Source organism: uncultured Pseudoflavonifractor sp., from assembly GCF_944387275.1.
Taxonomy (GTDB): Bacteria; Bacillota; Clostridia; order Oscillospirales; family Oscillospiraceae; genus Pseudoflavonifractor; species Pseudoflavonifractor intestinihominis.
This window is the reverse complement of the sequence record NZ_CALXEG010000015.1, coordinates 20,876-38,919: the sequence shown is the minus strand read 5'-3', so window position 1 is coordinate 38,919 and position 18,044 is coordinate 20,876. Positions and strand designations below refer to the sequence as shown.

The window sequence follows — 18,044 nt, the reverse complement described above, 5'->3', positions numbered from 1 at the left end:
CGCACGTTGGTCAGGACCAGAATATCGTCCCGCGCCTTGTGATAAAACTCCGCCAGCCGGAGCATTGGTATCTTCAGACAGTCCATTGGAGAGTGTGGGAGAGAATGGCTTTCTGTCCTCCGGCGCAGAAATTTTTTCCCGCTCTTTTGTAACCTTTCCCACCCCCTCAACTGTATAATCAGTGAAAGGCCTTTCAATCCATGTAAGGAGCACGCCTATGAAGCCATCCCTCGAAGCGGTAGTAAAAGACTACCAAAATCGTCTCTATGCCGCAGCGTTCAGCGTCTGCAAAAGTCCCCAGGATGCCGAGGATGTGGTCCAGGACACCCTTCTCCAGTACTGGACACAGAAAAAAGAATTTGAGACGGAGCAGCATGTACGCGCGTGGCTTCTCCGGGTGGCAATCAATAAGGCGAAAAACAAGACCCGTACCTTTTTCCGGCGGAAAGCGCTGCCGCTGGAGGACTATATGGAAACCCTGGTCTTTGTTTCGGAAGAGTCCTCGGGGCTGTTTGAGGCGGTGATGGCTCTGCCGGAGAAGTACCGCATTGTAATCCATCTGTTTTACTATGAGGATTATACAGTAGGAGAAATCGCGGATATTCTGCACATTACGCCAGGGAACGTGAAAACCAGGCTGTCGCGCGGGAGAGCATCCCTACGCGGCATATTGAAGGAGGCATGGGAAGATGACGAATCGTGAGAAGTATAAGCAGGCTTTTTCCGCCCTTCATGCCTCTCGGGAATTTTCTTTGGAGGTTGAAACCATGAAACATACTGTAAGGCACCATCGATTGAAAACAGCGGTGGTTCTGGCTGCCGCCTGTATTCTGCTGGTTGGCACTGCCACAGCCACCTATACCGCCGATGTAGGCGGCATCCAGCGCACGGTCCAGCTCTGGATCCACGGAGACCAGACGACAGCCACCATCCAGATTGCTGACGACGGCAGCTACTGCCTGGAGTACCCCGACGAGAACGGCGAGATCCAGGAACAGTTCGGCGGCGGCGTGGCCTTCAATCCCGACGGGAGCGAGCGTCCCCTCACGGAGAAGGAGATCCTGGAAGAGTTGTCCATGCCAGATGTGGAATACCAGGAGAACGGTTCGGTCTGGGTCTACTGGTGCGGCCAGAGCATCGACATCACGGACCGTTTTGAAAACGGCGTATGCTATGTAAAGCTGGAGAACAGCCAGGACACCCTCTATATGACCGTGGAGTATGGAAATGGCTATACCACCAGCCCCCATCGATATGTTATCCCCTGAGATACCGGAAAAAAACGTAAAACAGCGCGCCCCTGTCCCGAAACGGGACAGGGGCGCGCTGTTTTTTTAATTCCTATTGGGGCCCATGACATTCTCAGCCGCCCAGATAGGCCTTCTTGACGCTCTCATCCTGGAGCAGGGCGGCGCCGGTGCCGGTGGACACCACGCGGCCGGTCTCCAGCACGTAGCCCCGGTCGGCCACGGACAGGGCCATCTGGGCGTTCTGCTCCACCAGCAGGATGGTGGTGCCCGCCTGGTGCAGCCGCTTGATGATGTCAAAGATCTGCTCCACCAGGATGGGGGCCAGGCCCATGGAGGGCTCGTCCAGCATCAGCAGCTTGGGCTTGGACATGAGGGCGCGGCCCATGGCCAGCATCTGCTGCTCGCCGCCGGACAGGGTGCCGGCCACCTGCTTGCGCCGCTCCTTCAGCCGGGGGAACTGGGCGTACACCCGCTCCAGGCTGGCTGGGATCTCGGCGGCGGGGCGGGTATAGCCGCCCATCTGCAGGTTCTCCTCCACGCTCATCTGGAGGAACACCGCCCGGCCCTCGGGCACCTGGGCCAGGCCCTTGGGGATGAGCTTGTGGGCGGGGATGCCGCCGATGTTCTCCCCCTGGAAGGTGATGGAGCCGGTGTGGCTGTGGAGCAGGCCGGACACGGTCTTCAGGATGGTGGACTTGCCGGCGCCGTTGGCGCCGATGAGGGTGATGATCTCCCCCTCCTCCACGGTGAAGGAGACCCCCTTGACGGCGTGGATGGCGCCGTAATACACATTGATGTTCTCTACGTTCAGCATGGACACGGCGTCACTCACTCCTTCCGGTGCCCAGGTAGGCCTTGATGACCTCCGGGTTGTTCTGGATCTCCTGGGGGGTGCCCTTTGCGATGACCTGGCCGAAGTTGAGCACGCAGATGCCCTCGCAGATGCCCATGACCAGGTTCATGTCGTGCTCGATGAGCAGGATGGCGATCTGGAAGGTGTCCCGGATCTTGACGATGTTGTCCATCAGCTCGGAGGTCTCAGAGGGGTTCATGCCGGCGGCGGGCTCATCCAGCAGCAGCAGGGACGGGTTGGTGGCCAGGGCGCGGACGATCTCCAGCCGGCGCTGAGCGCCGTAGGGCAGGGAGCCGGCCTTGGCGCCGGCCAGGTCCTGCATGTCGAAGATGCTCAGCAGCTCCATGGCCCGGTCGTGGGCCAGCTTCTCGCTCTTCCAGTAGCCGGGCAGGCGGAAAATACTCTGCCACATGCCGCAGCCCACCTGGTTGTGCAGGCCGATCTTCACGTTGTCCTCCACGCTCAGGTTGGAGAACAGGCGGATGTTCTGGAAGGTACGGGCGATGCCCGCCCGGTTGACCTGGACGGTGTTCATGTTGTGGGTGTCCACGCCGTCCAGCAGCACGGTGCCCCGGGTGGGCTGGTACACCTTGGTCAGCAGGTTGAAGACCGTGGTCTTGCCCGCGCCGTTGGGGCCGATGAGGCCGGCGATCTCAGTGCGGCCGATGGCCATATTGAAGTCGTCCACGGCGGTCAGGCCGCCGAAGTCGATGCCCAGGTGCTGGGCCTCCAGAATGGGGTCCTTGTCGATGTCCCGCTCGGGGATCATGTTCTTGCTGGGCACGGGGACCAGCTTGGTCTCGGGACGAGGTGGTCTGCTCACTGTGCCGCGCCTCCCTTCTGCTCTTCCAGGTCGGCCTTGGTGATGCGGCTCTTCAGCTGGGCGAAGAAGCCCCGGATGGCCGGGTTGTTGGTGGCGATCATGACCAGGATCAGGACGATGGCATACACCAGCATCCGGTACTGATCCAGGTTGAAGCTGCGCAGCAGCTCGGGCAGCACGGTGAGGAAGGCCGCGGCGATGATGGAGCCGCGGATGTTGCCGATGCCGCCCAGCACCACGAAGACCAGGATGAGGATGGAGGTGTTGAAGTCGAATTTCTTGGGGGCCATGGAGGAGTAGTTCATGGCGTAGAGCACGCCGGCGGCGCCCGCCATCACGGCGGAGGTGACAAAGGCCATGAGCTTGTACTTGGTGGCGCCGATGCCCACGCTCTCGGCGGCGATGCGGTTGTCCCGCAGGGCCATGATGGCCCGGCCGGAGCGGCTGTTCACCAGGTTGAGGGTGATGGTCAGGGTGATGAGGATCAGGATGAAGCCGGCGGTGAAGCTGGCCAGCTTGGCGTTGCTGGTAAAGCCCATGGGCCCCTTCAGGATGGACTTGCCGCTCTCGCTCAGGTTGAGGGCCATCTCGTTCTGCAGGGAGAAGTGGAAGCCCTTTTCATCCACGCCCACATAGAGCACGTTGAAGATGTTGCGGATGATCTCGCCGAAGGCCAGGGTGACGATGGCCAGGTAGTCGCCCCGCAGGCGAAGCACGGGCACGCCCACGATGACGCCGGCCACGCCGGCCAGAGCCGCGCCCACCACCATGGCGATGGCCAGGCGGAGGCCGTCGTTGGGGATGACGTTCTGGAGGGACATGGCGGCCACCACGCCGGAGAAGGCGCCCACGCTCATGAAGCCGGCGTGGCCCAGGCTCAGCTCGCCGGAGATGCCCACCACCAGGTTCAGGGCGATGGCCATGACCACATAGGCGCAGATGGGCACCAGCTGGCCCTGGATGGAGGGGGACAGCAGGCCGCCCGCGTTGCAGGCCTGGAGGATGATGAAGGCGACGATGACGATGGCGTAGGTGATGGAGTTGTTGACCAGCCGCTTGCGGCCGGTAGAGAGCTTTTTCATATCGGCCACCTCACACTTTCTCGCGGATGGTCTTGCCCAGCAGGCCCGCAGGCTTGACCAGCAGCACGATGATGAGCACGGCGAAGACCACCGCGTCGGAGATGTTGGTGTTGATCACCTTGGCAAAGGTCTCGATGATGCCCAGCAGGATACCGCCCAGCATGGCGCCGGGGATGGAGCCGATGCCGCCGAACACGGCGGCGGTAAAGGCCTTGATGCCGGGCAGGGAGCCGCTGGTGGGGATCAGGTTCTTGTAGCTGGAGAAGAGCAGGGCGCTGGCGATGGCCGCCAGGGCGGAGCCGATGGCAAAGGTCATGGAGATGGTGCGGTTGACGTCGATGCCCATGAGCCGGGCCGCGTCCTTGTTCTCCGAGCAGGCCCGCATGGCCTTGCCCATCTTGGTCTTGCTGGTGAACCAGGTGAGGGCCAGCATGATGACGATACACACCAGCACGGTGACCAGGGACACGTAGGTGATGTTCACCCCTTCAATGGGCAGGGAGCCCTCGGGAATGACGGAGGTAAACACCTTGGGGTCGGCGCCCCACAGCAGCAGGGCGGCGTTCTGCAAAAAGTAGCTGACGCCGATGGCGGTGATGAGCACCGCCAGGGAGGACGCCTGGCGCAGGGGCTTGTAGGCCAGGCCTTCGATGACCACGCCCAGGACGGTGCACACCACCACGGCCAGCAGGATGCCCACGATGGGGTTGAGCCCGAAGCTGCCGGTGGCGAAGAAAATCATGTAGGCGCCCACCATGATGACGTCGCCGTGGGCAAAGTTCAGCATCTTGGCGATGCCGTATACCATGGTGTAGCCCAGGGCGATGATGGCGTAGACGCTGCCCAGGCTGATGCCGGTGATGAGATTATTGAGGAAACTCAAGCCATTCACCTCTCTCTGTGTATTTCAGGCACTGTGTATGGCAGAAACATCAGCGGCCCGCCGGGCTGCGGATGTGTCCGCCATACAAACGGATAATACGGGGAAAAGCGGGCTGCCGGGTGCGCCGGCAACCCGCTTTCAATCCCTATGTCAGCGGAGCTGGATCAACTTACTGGGTGACGTACACGCCGCCCTCGACCTTGACCACCACGGGGGCCTTGGAGACCTCGCCGTTGGTGGACCAGGTCATGCCGGTGCCGGTCAGGCCGTCCACGCTGAAGTCGGCGGAGGTGAACTGGGCGATCAGGGCCTCGCAGATGTCCTGGGCGCTCATGTCGGCGGTGATGCCGGCGGCCTGGCAGGCCTCATAGATGGCGTACATGCAGTCATAGCCGTCAGCGGCGAACTGGTTGGGCAGGCCGCCGTAGGCGGACTCGTACTCCTCCACGAACTGGACGGTGCGGTCATCGGTGGCCCAGGCGTTGAAGGGGGTCATGAGCATCAGGCCCTCGGCCAGGGAGGTGTCAAAGCCCTCCAGGTCCAGAATGCCGTCCATGCCGTCGCAGCCGAAGAAGGTGGGCGCATAGCCCATGCTCTTGGCCTGGGACAGAATCAGGGAAGCGGGGGTGTAGTAGATGGGCATGAACACCAGGTCGGCGCCGGCGTCCTTGGCGGCGGTCAGCTGCACGTTGAAGTCGGTGTTGTTGTCGTCGGGGAAGGTCTGGACGGTGACAACCTCCAGGCCGATCTCGTCGGCGGTGGACTGGAAGGCGGTGTAGATGCCGGTGGAGTAGGCGTCGCCGTTGTTGTAGATAACGGCCACCTTGGTGCCCAGGTTGTTATCCTTGATGTAGTTGGCGGCGGTCTTGCCCTGGTTGGGGTCGGTGAAGCAGACCTGGAACACGTTGTCCTTGCCCTCGGTCACGTCGGTGGAGGAGGCGGAGGGGGTCAGCTGGAAGTAGCGGGCGGAGTAGGTCTCGGCGGCCACGGCCACGCAGGGGTTGGTGGTGGTGCAGCCGTAGATGATCTGGGTGCCGTCGCCGATGAGCTTGTTGTAGGCGTTGACAGCCTTCTCGGTGTCGCCCTCATCGTCCTGGAAGTCCAGGGAGAACTGCAGGCCGCCCAGGGCGTTGATCTCCTCAATGGCCACCTCGGCGCCCTGCTTGGTGGCAAGGCCGTACACGGCGGCGGAGCCGGTCAGGGGGCCGATGCCGCCGATCTTGATGGTGCCGGTGGTATCGCCGGTGCCGTTGGTCTCAGTGCCGGTGCTGGCGCTGGGAGCGGGGCTGTTGTTGCCGGTGGTATCGCCGCCGGTGCTGCCGTCGCTTCCGCAGCCGGCGAGCATGGAGAGGCACAGCGCGGAGGCCATTACAAGAGAGAGAACACGAAACTTCTTCATTTCATTTACCTCCTTTAAGGTTGTTGACAATTATAATCTTCGCCTTCGGAATTGTCAACCTCATTCTTGCACAACAGGAGGTCTTTGCACCCTTCCCTCTCTCGGCGCTTTGTACCAATCCGCCCCGTTTCACCCCCCAGCGGGGCGTTTCCGCCGGTCAGATGACCAGGCCGCCGTTGGGGCAAAGCACCTGTCCGGTGATGAAATCCGCCCCCTCCGACGCCAAAAACAGCACGCTTTCCGCCACATCTTCCGCCTTTCCGATGCGCTCCAGAGGGGTCTCCTCCCGCAGGGCGTCCAGGTCCTCGGCGGTGAGATTTCGGTTCATTTCCGTGTCGATCACCCCCGGCGCCACGCAGTTTACCGCAATTCCGGAGGGCCCCAGCTCCTTGGCCAGGGCCTTTGTCAGGCCGATGATCCCCGCCTTGGAGGCGGAGTAGGCCGCCTCGCAGGAGGCGCCCACCTGGCCCCACATGGAGGAAATGGTGATAATTTTCCCCTTTTTCCGGTGGATCATGTGAGGAAGCACCGCTTTACAGCAGTAGAATGGGCCGTCCAGGTTGACGGCCATCAGCTGCCGCCAGTCCGCCGGGGTCATGTCCCCCAACAGGCCCACCCAGCTCCTGCCTGCGTTGCACACCAGAATGTCAAGTTGACAAAATTTATCCAACACATTGTCAACCATAAACTGTACCTGTTCCGGGTCGGCCACGTCGGCCTTCACCGCCATGGCGGTGTGTCCCGCCTCCCGGAGCTCCTCCACCAGGGCCAGGGCCTTCTCCTCGCTGCGGCAATAGTTCACCGCCACGGCGTATCCCGCCCGGGCCAGCCGCCGGGCCGTGGCCGCGCCGATGCCCCGGGATGCCCCGGTGATCAGGGCTGTCTTCTGTTCCATATCTCTCTCCCTCTCAGTCGTTGTTCCGCCAGGTCTCCCGGCGCAGCCACCGGACGCACAGGGGCAGCCAGGTGGCCGCCTGCTCGTCCTGCCAGCCCGGGTCGCCCCCCGACTCGGCGGTGGCGGTGCCCATGGCGTGGGGGCCGTGGCCGTAGTAGTGGAGCTCCAGGGGCACCCCCTGCCGCCGCAGGGCCCAGGCGTAGAGCAGGGTGTTCTCCGCCGGGACGGTGCGGTCGGTGTCCGTGGTCCAAATAAACGTGGGCGGATTGCCCGGCGTCACGCTCTTCTCCAGGGACAGCTTCTCCAGCTCAGTCGGCAGCGCCTCCCGGCCGGTCAGGCGGAAGAAGCTGTCCCTGTGGGCCCACTCCCCCGCCGAGATCACCGGGTAGCTGAGGATGGCCGCGTCGGGCCGCACCTCCTCGGGAGTCAGGCCCAGCTTCTCCCCGATGACCGGGTCGCCCCACAGGTTGGCCAGGCAGCCCGCCAGGTGGCCGCCGGCGGAAAAGCCGCACACCGCAATGCGGTCGGGCCGGATGCCGTACCGTGCCCCGTTCCGGCGGAGAAAGGCCACCGCCGCCGCGGCCTCCAGCAGGGCCTGGGGCCACCGGTCGGGCTCCACGCTGTAACGCAGCACAAAGGCCTGCACCCCGCCGTGGAGGAAGTCCAGGGCTACCGGCTCGGCCTCGCTGTCTGCGGTCAGCCGGTAGCCGCCCCCGGGCAGGATCAACACGCCCCAGCGCTCTCCCCAGGGCGCGGCTCCGGTCTTCTCCCTGGCGTAGGCAGTCAGGGAGATCTCCGTCGCCCCTTGCGGCAGGGCGGGACAGATCTGTTCCCGTCCGAATCGCTCATATATCATGGTATCGCTCCTCCTTCCGCCCCTGGCGGCCGCTGAACTGTCCTCAGTATAACAGCATTTTCCCCTGCTGCATACCCTCCCCCTCCGCCGCCTTAGAGGCGATTTTATTTTTTCTCAGTCTTTTTTAAAAAAACTGTTGACAAAGGGCACCTTCATGGATATAATAGATTTTGCCCTTTGGACGATTAGCTCAGCTGGTACGAGCATCCGCTTGACGTGCGGGAGGTCACAGGTTCGAATCCTGTATCGTCCACCACAGTACAAAGCCCTGAAGCCGTAAGTCTTCAGGGCTTTTGTCATTTTCACGGACAGAACTTTGCCCTTTCGGCGGTCTATTCAAACTGAACGGAACAATATACGCAGCTTGGAACGCAAAACACCCCGGCGCCATGCTTGAAGCAGGCGCCGGGGTGTTTTCCTGTTTTCCCGTCCGGCAGATGCGGGCGCGCCCCGGTCCAATAAAAAGCACCGGGGTATGCGCGCGATTAGGCGCACCCGAACCCTCCCGGAAACCAGCTCCGGCTGCGCCGTGTCAATTGTCAAAGAGATAGAGCAAATAGCCGTACCCCTCGGCCTCCATCTTGGCGTAGGGGACAAACCGCAGGGCCGCACTGTTGATGCAGTAGCGCACGCCGTTGGGGGACTCGGGATCTCCGGTAAAGACGTGTCCCAGGTGGGAGTCCCCGGCCCGGCTGCGGACCTCGGTGCGGTGCATGCCGTGGCTGTCGTCCGGGAGCTCCACCAGAGCGGGCGCTTCGATCGGCTTGGAAAAGGCGGGCCAGCCGCAGCCGCTCTCAAACTTGTCCGTGGAGGAGAACAGCGGCTCGCCGGTGACCACGTCCACATAGATGCCCTTCTCAAACTGATTCCAGAATTCGTTGGCAAAGGGCCGCTCGGTGCCGCTCTCCTGGGTGACCCGGTACTGCTCGGCGGTCAGCTTGTCCCGGATGGCCTCCGCCGCCGGCTTCTGGTAGTCGCCGGGGTCGATGTGCAGCTGGGAGAAAAGCCGCATCTCCTCCCGGGGAATGTGGCAGTAGCCGCCGGGGTTCTTCTCCAGATAGTCCTGGTGGTACTCCTCCGCCGGATAGAAGTTCACCAGCGGGCCGATCTCCACAAAAAACGCCTTGCTGCGGCTGCGCTCGATGTCCGCGATGCGCTCCACTGTCTCTCTGGCCTTGTCATTGGTGTAGTAGACGCCGGTCTGATACTGGCTGCCCTTGTCGTTGCCCTGCTGGTTCTGCACCGTGGGGTCGATGACGTAGAAGTAGGCCAGCAACAGGGCGTCCAGGCTGACCTGCTCCGGGTCGTACTCCACCCGCACCGTCTCCCGGAAGCCGGTCTCGCCGGTGGAGACCGTCCGGTAGTTGGCGTCGGCCTCACCGGTGCCGTTGGCATAGCCGCTCTGGGCGTCAATCACGCCCGGGATGGACTGCATCAGCGCCTCGATCCCCCAAAAACAGCCGCCGGCCAGATAAATCACATTCTCTTCTGTGTCCATTTGCATACGCTCCTTCGCGGACATGTCACCGGTGTGCACGGCCGCCTGCTCATGATTCTGTTTCGTCTCTGTCCGCCCCTGCGCCGCCCCAACGGGGCCGGCGCAGCTGCTCAGCAGCAGCACTAGGGCCAGCAAAGGCGCCAATCTGTTTCGATGCACAGTGGAAACCTCCTGTTCTTCCGGACACGCCGCGCTCCTAGCCCATATGCTTGGCATCCATGGCCACCGCCTGATCCACCAGCTCCTGAAGGGCATCCATCTGCTTCTGCTCTGTCAGCGCCCCGACAATGGGTCCTCCCACAATGGCCCCATTCCGGTCCACCACATAGGTCGTGGGGAAGGCATACACATCGGAGGCAAACATGCCGGCTTCGCTGTCGGCATCAAAGTACACGTTCCGGTAGGTGGCCCCCTTCTTGGCCAGCACGTCCTTCGCGTCGGCAATGGCGGTCTTGTCGCCGCCCAGTGTGAAGGCGTTGATGCCGATCAGGGCGGCTCCCTTCTCCGACAGCTCCCGGTTCAGTGCGTCCAGCTCGGAAAGCTCTCCCACGCAGGGACCGCAGGTGGTGAACCAGAAGTTGACCACCGTGGCGGCGCTGCCGCCGAAGAGCTCGTCGCTCTTGACCGCATTGCCCTCCAGATCCATGCCCTCAAAGGCCGGAAAGTGCATCATATCTCCCTCCGCGGAGTCCATGCCCTCCTTGTCCATCATAGCGTCCTCGCCGCCCATGTCCTTGTCCATCATGGCGTCCTTGCCGCCCATGTCCTTGTCCATCATGGCGTCCTTGCCGTCCATGTCCTTGTCCATCATGGCGTCCTTGCCGTCCATGTCCTGCTTGTCCGTCATGGCGGGTTCCATACTGCCCGCAGACCCTTTATCGCCCATGCCCTTCTTGCTGTTCATTGTACCACAGGATGCCAGAGACAGCATCAGGAGCGCTGCCATCAGAAGGGCGGTCATTCGTCTCATCATCATGTTTGTTCTCCTTTCATTGATTCCGTTGGTTTTTCTAGGTGTTTCCCTTTTCTCGCGCATGCACGGTCCCTGTCCTCTCCTGTCCCGAGGCCGCAGCGGAAGCGGACTGCTCCGGTGGGACAATGGCGGACGCACATTCCGCAGCGGATGCACTCGGAGTGGTTGGGCGTCCTGGTCACATCCACATCCATCTTGCACGCTCTGGCGCACTTTCCGCAGGAGATGCACTTTGCCCTGTCCACATCCATCCGGACCATGGAGACCCGGTTGAAGAGGGCGTAAAAAGCGCCCAGCGGACAGAGCCACTTGCAGAACGGGCGGAAGAATACGGCGCTCAGGGCGAGCACTGCCAGCAGGATGCCGAATTTCCAGGTGAACAGCGTCCCCAGCGCCGCCCGGATGCTCTCATTGGTCAGCGCCAGCGGGATGGCGCCCTCCAGCACTCCCTGGGGACAGAGGTATTTGCAGAAAAAGGGATCTCCCAGTCCCACATCGTTCACTGCCAGTGCGGGCAGGAGCACCACCATCACCAGCAGGACCCCGTATTTGACCCAGGTCAGGGGGGCCAGACGTCTGGTGGAGCGCTTTTTGATCGGAATACGGTGCATCAGCTCCTGAAACCAGCCGAAGGGGCACAGAAACCCGCAGATAAAACGCCCCAGCAGCACGCCCAGCAGAATGAGCAGCCCGGTGATATAGTAGGAAAAATGGAACTTGGAGGAGCCCGCCACCGCCTGAAAGGCCCCGATGGGACAGGCTCCGGCCGCGGCCGGGCAGGAGTAGCAGTTGAGTCCCGGCACGCACACCGTCTTGCCTGGCCCCCGGTAGAGGCCGCCCCGGAGAAAATTGGGGAGGTGGAGATTGGTCAGCAGAACTGCCCCGGCCTGTATCCAGCCCCGCAGACGGGCCGCGAGCGGGGACAACCGAACTCGTTTTTTATCCAATGCCCACACACTCCAGACATATCTTGACGGCCTTTCCCAGTACCAGGGCCGCCTCTCCCCGCCAGGCGCCATAGGCCGCCATGGCTCCGCCCGTCGCCAGCAGCAGCAGCTGGACGGCAATCTTTGTTCTGTGACGCAACACGATTCCTCCTCAGCCAGGTTGGCCCTATCATACTCCGCCGCAGTTAAAATCCCTGTTAAGAACAAAAACTTAACACAAACTTTATCCCTCTCTGGTATAATGTTGACATCCTGACAATACGGCAAGAGAGGAGGGACCGCCGTGCATCTTTTGGTCGTGGAGGACGAGCGCGCCCTGTGCGAGACCATCGTCCGGAGCCTGCGGCGGCTGGCGTACAGCGTGGACCACTGCTATGACGGGGAGCGGGCTCTGGAGCTGCTCCAGACCGAGCGGTACGACCTGGTGATTCTGGACCTGAACCTGCCCGGCAGGGACGGCATGACCGTGCTCCGCACGCTGCGGCAGACCGACCGGGAGACCCGGGTGCTGATTTTATCCGCGCGGAACGAGGTGTCCGACAAGGTGGCCGGGCTGGACGCCGGGGCCAGCGACTACCTGTCAAAGCCCTTCCACCTGGCGGAGCTGGAGGCGCGCATCCGCAGTCTGACCCTGCGGCAGTTCACCCAGCGCGACGTGCTGCTCACCTGCGGGGCGCTGACCTTTGACACCAAGGCCCGCGCCGCCCTGGTCCGCGGACAGGCGCTGACCCTCACCCGCAAGGAGACCGGCATCGTGGAGTACCTGATGCTCCACCAGGGCCGCCCCGTCAGCCAGGAGGAGCTGCTGGAGCACGTCTGGGACAACAGTGTGGACAATTTCAGCAACTCCATCCGGGTCCATATCTCGGCCCTGTGGAAGAAGCTCCGGGCCGCCCTGGGCTACGATCCCATCCGCAACCGCATCGGCGAGGGCTATCTGATGGGAGGGCCGGAGCCATGAGACAGCTTTCTCTCCAGTGGCGCATCACCCTGATGACCGCCCTGCTCATCGGCGTCACCTGCGTCTCCATGAAGCTGCTGCTCTGCTCCTCCGGCATGCATTACATGGACGACATCGGCGACTTTGTCCGCGCCTACGGCGGGCCGGAGGCCTCCGATCCCCAGCTCTCCGGGCTGAACCGGGCGCTCCCCGCCGTGATCTACGAGGCCCAGGAGTCCTTCTGTATGACCAACTGGCTTATCACCGCCGTGGTCACCCTGGCCAGCGGCGTGCTGGCCTATTTTGTCAGCGGCCGGGCCCTGCGGCCCCTGCGCGCCTTCACCGCCCGGGTGGAGCGGGTACAGCTGAACAACCTGGGAGACATGCAGATGGACGAGGAGGTCCTGCCGGAGTTCCGCCGGCTGAGCCGCTCCTTCAACCGGATGCTGGAGCGGCTCAGCCGCGCCTTTGAGGCCCAGCGGCAGTTCACCGGCAACGCCGCCCATGAGCTGCGCACGCCCCTGGCCCTGATGCAGGCCCAGCTGGAGCTGTTCTCCGCCGAGCACCCCGACGTGCTGCCGGAGACGGCGGAGTTTCTCCGGCTGCTGCGGGAGCAGACGGAGCGGCTGACCCAGATGTCCAAGACCCTGCTGGAGATGAGCAGCCTGCAGTCGGCATCCCGCACGGACCACATCCAGCTGGGGCCCATGATCGAAGAGATCTTCACCGATCTGGCCCCCCTGGCGGAGCAGAGCGGCATTGTGCTGGAACGGGAGGGCGACGCCGCCATGACGGGCAGCGATCCGCTCCTCTACCGTCTGCTCTTCAATCTGACGGAGAACGCCATCAAGTACAACCGCCCCGGCGGCGCGGTGCGGGTATCCGTGTCCTCACAGCCGGAGCACCTGCTCATCCGCATCGCCGACGCCGGCCGGGGCATCCCGGAGGAATACCGGCAGAGCATCTTCCACCCCTTCTTCCGGGTGGACCAGTCCCGCAGCAGGGAGTGCGGCGGGGTCGGTCTGGGCCTGTCCCTCGTGTGGGAAATCGCCGCCATCCACGGCGGCTGCGTGTGGGTGGAGCAGAGTTCGGAGCAGGGAACCACCATCGCCGTGGCCTTTCCCCTCCGGTGAGCGCCCGGGACCAACCCCCGGGACGGACTCCAGCCCCAGGGGAGGCTCTCTCCCGGCGGGATTCCATTTGAAACCGCGGCGCTTGTATGCTACAATGCCAGCACAAACCACGCTTACGCGCCGCCCCTACCCACCGGAATCCAACCAGAAGAGGAGGCCGCCATGAAACTGCGTCAGACCTTTACCTGCCCGCTGGAGCTGACCCACGACATGCTCAAGGGCAAATGGAAGCCCATCATCCTGTGGCGGCTGCGGCTGGGAAAGACCACCCTGGCCCAGCTGGAACGGGACATTGACGGCATCACCCAGAAGATGCTGCTGGAGCACCTGAAGGAGCTGGCCGCCTTCGGCTTTGTGGACAAGGAGGTGTCAGGGGGCTACCCCCTCAAGACCGTCTACTTTCTCACCCGTCCCCAGGGGGAGCGGGTGCTGGCCGCCCTCACCATCATGCAGGAAATCGGCATTGACTACATGAAGGCCCACGGCATGGAGGAGCCCCTGCGGGAGCGGGGCCTGCTGTGAGCCATACCCACGAAAAAGTGGGTAATTTACGCGGGAGGAAAACCTTGCTATGATGGCCTTACAGACCATTAAAGTAGGTTTTTCCTATGAGAGTAACCAGCCACGGCATTGTAGACGGCGTCATCCACGACCGCTACGGCAAGCACGGCGAGCACCACAACGAGAATGGCGTTCCCACCTACTCCCTGCCCCTGGAGATCCACGACGCCCCCCAGGGCGCCAAGAGCTTTGCCCTCTTCCTGGAGGACAAGGATGCCTGCGCGGTGAGCGGCGGCTTCTCCTGGGTCCACTGGGTGGCGGCCAACATCACCAGCACCAAGGTGGAGGAGAACGCCAGCCAGAACAACCCCGACTTCGTCCAGGGCCTGAACAGCTGGGTGAGCCTCCAGGGCGGCCAGCAGGACCCCGCCCTCTCCGTCTGCTACGGCGGCATGGCGCCCCCCAACGAGCCCCACACCTATGAGCTCCACGTCTACGCCCTGGACACCCTGCTGGATTTGAAGGACGGCTTCTGGTTCCACGAGATGTTCCGCCAGATGGAGGGACACATTCTGGATCAGGTCACCATCAAGGGGACCTACCGAAACTAAGGAGGCTGCTATGGGAGACCAGGTGCGGGAAATCTGCCTTATCGCCCCGTCGGAGCGTCTGGCTAGAAAGGCCCAGGCCATCATCAGGGAGATGGATGCGCCGGTGGCGGTCTATCAGGCCTCTCTGGAGGACGCCGCCCAGTGCGCGCGGCAGCTGATGGAGCGGGGCGCACAGGTATTTATCAGCCGCACCGGGACCCAGGCCCTGCTGGAGCAGGCGCTGGACGCCACCGTGGTGGGCATCCCCACCATGCTCTCCGACTACATGGAAATTCTGGACGGCGCTCAGAGAGCCGGCGGGCCGGTGGCTTTTTTCGCCTACGACAGCCTGACCGACGACGTCAAGACCATCTGCTCCCTGCTTCACATTGACGCCCGGCACTACGGCTTCCGCTCTATGGCGGACGGAGAGCCCTGTGTCCGCCAGGCCATTGCCGACGGTATGGTGCTGGGCGTAGGCGGCGCGGTGACCGAGATCCCGGCCCGGCGGCTGGGACTGCCCTATCTGCCCCTGGAGAATTCCGCGGAGTCCATCACCTCCGCCATCCGCACCGCCATGCGGATGCTGAAACTGAAGCAGCAGGAGCGCATGAAGCAGGAGCAGCTTCAGCTCCAGCTGGAGCGGTACCAGGCCGTCTTTCAGTTCACCCACGACGGGATTATCGCCATTGATCAGTCCGGACAGGTGGATCTGATCAACCCGGTGGCCCAGCGGATTCTGAACCGGCCGGGCAAGACCGCCCTGGGCCGGTTCATCCTGGACGAGATCCCCCGCTCCAATCTGTGGACCGCCCTCCAGACCGGTCGGCCCCAGCTGGACACCCTCAACGACATCAAGGGCACCACGGTATACAGCAACAGCATCCCTATTGAGGTGGGCGGACAGCTCCGAGGGGTGGTGGCCACCTTCCAGGACGTGAAAAGCCTCCAGAGCAGCGAGCGGAAAATCCGCATCGGCCTCCACGCCAAGGGCCTCACCGCCAAGTACTCCTTTGAGGACATTCTGGGGGTCTCCCCCGGTCTGACCTCCGCGGTGGAGATCGCCCGGAGCTACGCCGCCGCCAGGGCCACCGTCCTCATCATGGGTGAGACGGGCACGGGCAAGGAGCTCTTTGCCCAGAGCATCCACACCGCCAGCCCCCGGCAGGGCGGGCCCTTTGTGGTGGTCAACTGCGCCACGCTGGACAAAAACCTGCTGGAGTCCGAGCTGTTCGGCTATGTGGAGGGCGCCTTTACCGGGGCGCTGAAGGGGGGCAAGACCGGCCTGTTCGAGCTGGCCCACACCGGCACCCTGTTTCTGGACGAGATCGGTGAAATCCCCCTGGACCTTCAGGCCAAGCTGCTCCGGGTCCTTCAGGAGCGGGAGATCCGCCGGCTGGGCAGCGGCACCGTGGTGCCGGTGGACGTGCGCATCATCGCCGCCACCAACCGGGATCTGGCTCAGGAGGTGGCCCAGGGGCAGTTCCGGGCCGACCTCTACTACCGGCTGAACATTCTCAGCCTGCGGATTCCCCCGCTCCGGCAGCGGACCGAGGACGTGCCCATTCTGGCCGACGCCTTTTTCCGCAAATTTGTGGGAGAGCAGTACGACACCCTGCATCCCTTTCTCTGCCAGGTGCTGGACCAGCTGTCCGCCTACCAGTGGCCGGGCAACATCCGGGAGCTGCAGAACTTTGTGGAGCGGCTGTCCGTGCTGCTCACCGTGTCCCAGCTGGCCCAGGTGCCCGCCGGCCTGCTGGGTGAGCTCATCAACTACCAGATGGAGGGCACGGAGAAGGCGTCGCCCACGCTCCCCTCGGAGGCCGAGGTGCTGACCGCCGCCCTGCTGCGCAACGGCCGCGCCATTGGCCGCACCGCCGCCGACCTGGGTATCAGCCGCACCACCCTATGGCGCAAGCTGAAGCAGTACGGCATCCAGCCCTGATGTTTCACAGCGTTTCATATGCGTCGAAATATCTTGAAACTATATGAAACATCCCGCCCGGGATGTACCTCCGCTCAACAGCGGGAAGGTCCGTTTTCACGGATCTTCCCGCTTTTTTTATGCCCTGGTGCCAGGGCTTTCCGGGAATCGGGCGAGAGGTTGGCACGCCGCTTGCTCTTATTTAGGGCGTCTAACAAAACTCCACTCCAGAAAGGATGCATGGAATATGGAAAGCAAGAAAGGACTGCTCAGCGGCGTGGTGGTACTGGATCTGTCCCGGGTGCTGGCCGGCCCCTACTGCGGCATGATGCTGGCCGACATGGGCGCCACGGTCATCAAGGTGGAGCTCCCCGGCCGGGGCGATGACGCCCGGAGCAATTTCCCCATTGTCAACGGCGAGAGCGCCTACTACATGAACCTGAACCGGAACAAGCAGGGCATCACCCTGAACCTGAAGTCGGAGAAGGGCAAGGAGATCTTCCGGGAGCTGGTGAAGAAGAGCGACATCCTCATCGAGAACTACCGGCCCGGCGTGATGGAGAAGCTGGGCCTGGGGTATGAGGACCTGCGGAAGCTCAATCCCGCCCTGGTGTACGGCTGCGTCTCCGGCTTCGGCCACTACGGCCCCTACAGCCAGCGGGCGGGCTACGACATCATCGGCCAGGCCATGAGCGGCCTGATGAGCACCACCGGCTGGCCCGGCGGCGAGCCCACCCGCACCGGCACCGCCATTGCCGACGTGATGGCCGGTCTGAGCTGCTGCACCGGCATTCTCTCCGCCTACATCAACCGCCTCAAGACCGGCGTGGGCGAAAAGGTGGACGTGGCCCTGGTGGACTCCATGGTGTCCTCCCTGGAGATCATCAACATCATCTACCTGTGCACCGGTAAGATCCCCCAGCGCATCGGCAACCGCTACGAGGCCATCTACCCCTACGACTCCTTCAAGGCCGCCGACGGCAGCCTGGTCATCGGCGCGGGCAACGACAAGCTGTTCGGCCTGCTGTGCGGGGTGATGGGGATGCCCCAGCTGCTGGAGGACCCCCGCTTCAACTGCAACAACCAGCGGGTGCTCAACAACGCCCAGCTCAAGCCCTACATCGAGGAGTGGCTCAAGGACAAGACCATTGACGCCACGGTGGAGCGGCTGCTGGCCGTGGGCATCCCCGCCGCCCCCATCAACACCATCGACCGGGTGGCCGCCGACCCCCACATCGCCGGGGCTCGGGAGATGTTCGTGGAGATCGACCACCCCAAGGCCGGCCGGCTGAAGATGACCGGCAACCAGATCAAGCTGACCAACAACAAGATCGACACCTTCACCCCCGCCCCCCTGCTGGGAGAGCACAACAGCCAGGTCCTGGGAGACATGCTGGGCCTGACGGCGGAGGAGGTGGAAGAGCTGGCCGCGTCCGGCGTCCTGTGACCCCCTTCCGGAGGCATCCGCACCAACCCGAATTTGACAAGGAGGTATGA

General features: G+C 63.1%; 19 protein-coding genes and 1 tRNA gene. 9 read left to right on the top strand and 11 right to left on the bottom strand.

Annotation, left to right across the window (positions count from 1 at the left end; translation table 11 throughout):
* Positions 1-217 precede the first annotated feature (217 nt).
* Positions 218-703, top strand: a complete 486-nt coding sequence (locus Q0K23_RS05560; protein WP_294518953.1) for an RNA polymerase sigma factor — start codon at positions 218-220, stop codon at positions 701-703.
* A gap of 64 nt (positions 704-767) precedes the next feature.
* The gene (locus Q0K23_RS05555) at positions 768-1,268 is read left to right on the top strand and encodes a hypothetical protein (protein ID WP_294518950.1); all 501 of its coding nucleotides are present in this window, start codon (positions 768-770) and stop codon (positions 1,266-1,268) included.
* 94 nt (positions 1,269-1,362) lie between these two features.
* Here Q0K23_RS05555 and Q0K23_RS05550 read toward each other — a convergent pair whose 3' ends face one another.
* From Q0K23_RS05550 to Q0K23_RS05520, 7 genes are all read right to left on the bottom strand, one after another.
* A complete protein-coding gene (locus Q0K23_RS05550) occupies positions 1,363-2,064 on the bottom strand; it encodes an ABC transporter ATP-binding protein (protein ID WP_294518982.1) in 702 nt (233 codons plus the stop codon).
* A 10-nt stretch (positions 2,065-2,074) separates the two neighbouring features.
* Positions 2,075-2,872, bottom strand: coding sequence for an ABC transporter ATP-binding protein (locus Q0K23_RS05545; RefSeq protein WP_294518979.1), 798 nt, complete (start codon positions 2,870-2,872; stop codon positions 2,075-2,077).
* A gap of 50 nt (positions 2,873-2,922) precedes the next feature.
* Complete coding sequence (locus tag Q0K23_RS05540) at positions 2,923-4,008, bottom strand: branched-chain amino acid ABC transporter permease (RefSeq protein ID WP_294518947.1); 1,086 nt, start codon at positions 4,006-4,008, stop codon at positions 2,923-2,925.
* Positions 4,009-4,018: 10 nt separating this feature from the next.
* Positions 4,019-4,891, bottom strand: coding sequence for a branched-chain amino acid ABC transporter permease (locus Q0K23_RS05535; RefSeq protein WP_294518944.1), 873 nt, complete (start codon positions 4,889-4,891; stop codon positions 4,019-4,021).
* 169 nt (positions 4,892-5,060) lie between these two features.
* Positions 5,061-6,290: an ABC transporter substrate-binding protein gene (locus Q0K23_RS05530; RefSeq protein WP_294518941.1), complete on the bottom strand. Its 1,230-nt coding sequence runs from the start codon at positions 6,288-6,290 to the stop codon at positions 5,061-5,063.
* A 157-nt stretch (positions 6,291-6,447) separates the two neighbouring features.
* Positions 6,448-7,185: an elongation factor P 5-aminopentanone reductase gene (locus Q0K23_RS05525; RefSeq protein ID WP_294518938.1), complete on the bottom strand. Its 738-nt coding sequence runs from the start codon at positions 7,183-7,185 to the stop codon at positions 6,448-6,450.
* A 13-nt stretch (positions 7,186-7,198) separates the two neighbouring features.
* Positions 7,199-8,041: an alpha/beta hydrolase gene (locus tag Q0K23_RS05520; RefSeq protein ID WP_294518936.1), complete on the bottom strand. Its 843-nt coding sequence runs from the start codon at positions 8,039-8,041 to the stop codon at positions 7,199-7,201.
* Between the two features lie 179 nt (positions 8,042-8,220).
* On the opposite strand from Q0K23_RS05520, the gene Q0K23_RS05515 reads away from it, so the two are divergent.
* Positions 8,221-8,297: transfer RNA gene (locus Q0K23_RS05515), tRNA-Val, on the top strand.
* Positions 8,298-8,573: 276 nt separating this feature from the next.
* Here Q0K23_RS05515 and msrB read toward each other — a convergent pair.
* From msrB to Q0K23_RS05495, 4 genes are read right to left on the bottom strand one after another with little or no spacing between them, the layout of a single operon-like run.
* Positions 8,574-9,698 carry a peptide-methionine (R)-S-oxide reductase MsrB gene (gene msrB, locus Q0K23_RS05510; RefSeq protein ID WP_367179033.1) on the bottom strand — a complete coding sequence of 375 codons (1,125 nt, stop codon included), beginning with the start codon at positions 9,696-9,698 and terminating at the stop codon, positions 8,574-8,576.
* A gap of 37 nt (positions 9,699-9,735) precedes the next feature.
* The gene (locus tag Q0K23_RS05505) at positions 9,736-10,515 is read right to left on the bottom strand and encodes a TlpA disulfide reductase family protein (protein ID WP_294518930.1); all 780 of its coding nucleotides are present in this window, start codon (positions 10,513-10,515) and stop codon (positions 9,736-9,738) included.
* Positions 10,512-11,459 carry a 4Fe-4S binding protein gene (locus Q0K23_RS05500; RefSeq protein ID WP_294518925.1) on the bottom strand — a complete coding sequence of 316 codons (948 nt, stop codon included), beginning with the start codon at positions 11,457-11,459 and terminating at the stop codon, positions 10,512-10,514. Before Q0K23_RS05500 ends, Q0K23_RS05505 begins: the two co-directional genes overlap by 4 nt.
* A complete protein-coding gene (locus tag Q0K23_RS05495; protein ID WP_294518922.1) occupies positions 11,452-11,601 on the bottom strand; it encodes a CD1871A family CXXC motif-containing protein in 150 nt (49 codons plus the stop codon). The genes Q0K23_RS05500 and Q0K23_RS05495 overlap by 8 nt, the downstream gene beginning before the upstream one ends.
* A 141-nt stretch (positions 11,602-11,742) precedes the next feature.
* Here Q0K23_RS05495 and Q0K23_RS05490 point away from each other — a divergent pair, with 141 nt between their 5' ends.
* From Q0K23_RS05490 to Q0K23_RS05465, 6 genes are all read left to right on the top strand, one after another.
* Positions 11,743-12,420, top strand: a complete 678-nt coding sequence (locus tag Q0K23_RS05490) for a response regulator transcription factor (protein WP_294518919.1) — start codon at positions 11,743-11,745, stop codon at positions 12,418-12,420.
* Positions 12,417-13,532 carry a cell wall metabolism sensor histidine kinase WalK gene (locus tag Q0K23_RS05485; RefSeq protein WP_294518916.1) on the top strand — a complete coding sequence of 372 codons (1,116 nt, stop codon included), beginning with the start codon at positions 12,417-12,419 and terminating at the stop codon, positions 13,530-13,532. The genes Q0K23_RS05490 and Q0K23_RS05485 overlap by 4 nt, the downstream gene beginning before the upstream one ends.
* Before the next feature lie 162 nt (positions 13,533-13,694).
* Positions 13,695-14,054 (top strand): helix-turn-helix domain-containing protein, encoded by a 360-nt coding sequence (locus tag Q0K23_RS05480; protein WP_294518912.1) that lies wholly within the window; start codon positions 13,695-13,697, stop codon positions 14,052-14,054.
* Between the two features lie 86 nt (positions 14,055-14,140).
* On the top strand, positions 14,141-14,644 hold the full coding sequence (locus Q0K23_RS05475; RefSeq protein WP_294518909.1) for a YbhB/YbcL family Raf kinase inhibitor-like protein: 504 nt from the start codon (positions 14,141-14,143) through the stop codon (positions 14,642-14,644).
* Between the two features lie 10 nt (positions 14,645-14,654).
* Positions 14,655-16,568, top strand: coding sequence for a sigma-54-dependent Fis family transcriptional regulator (locus Q0K23_RS05470; RefSeq protein WP_294518906.1), 1,914 nt, complete (start codon positions 14,655-14,657; stop codon positions 16,566-16,568).
* A 226-nt stretch (positions 16,569-16,794) separates the two neighbouring features.
* Positions 16,795-17,994, top strand: coding sequence for a CaiB/BaiF CoA-transferase family protein (locus Q0K23_RS05465; protein WP_294518903.1), 1,200 nt, complete (start codon positions 16,795-16,797; stop codon positions 17,992-17,994).
* The last annotated feature ends 50 nt before the right edge of the window (positions 17,995-18,044 follow it).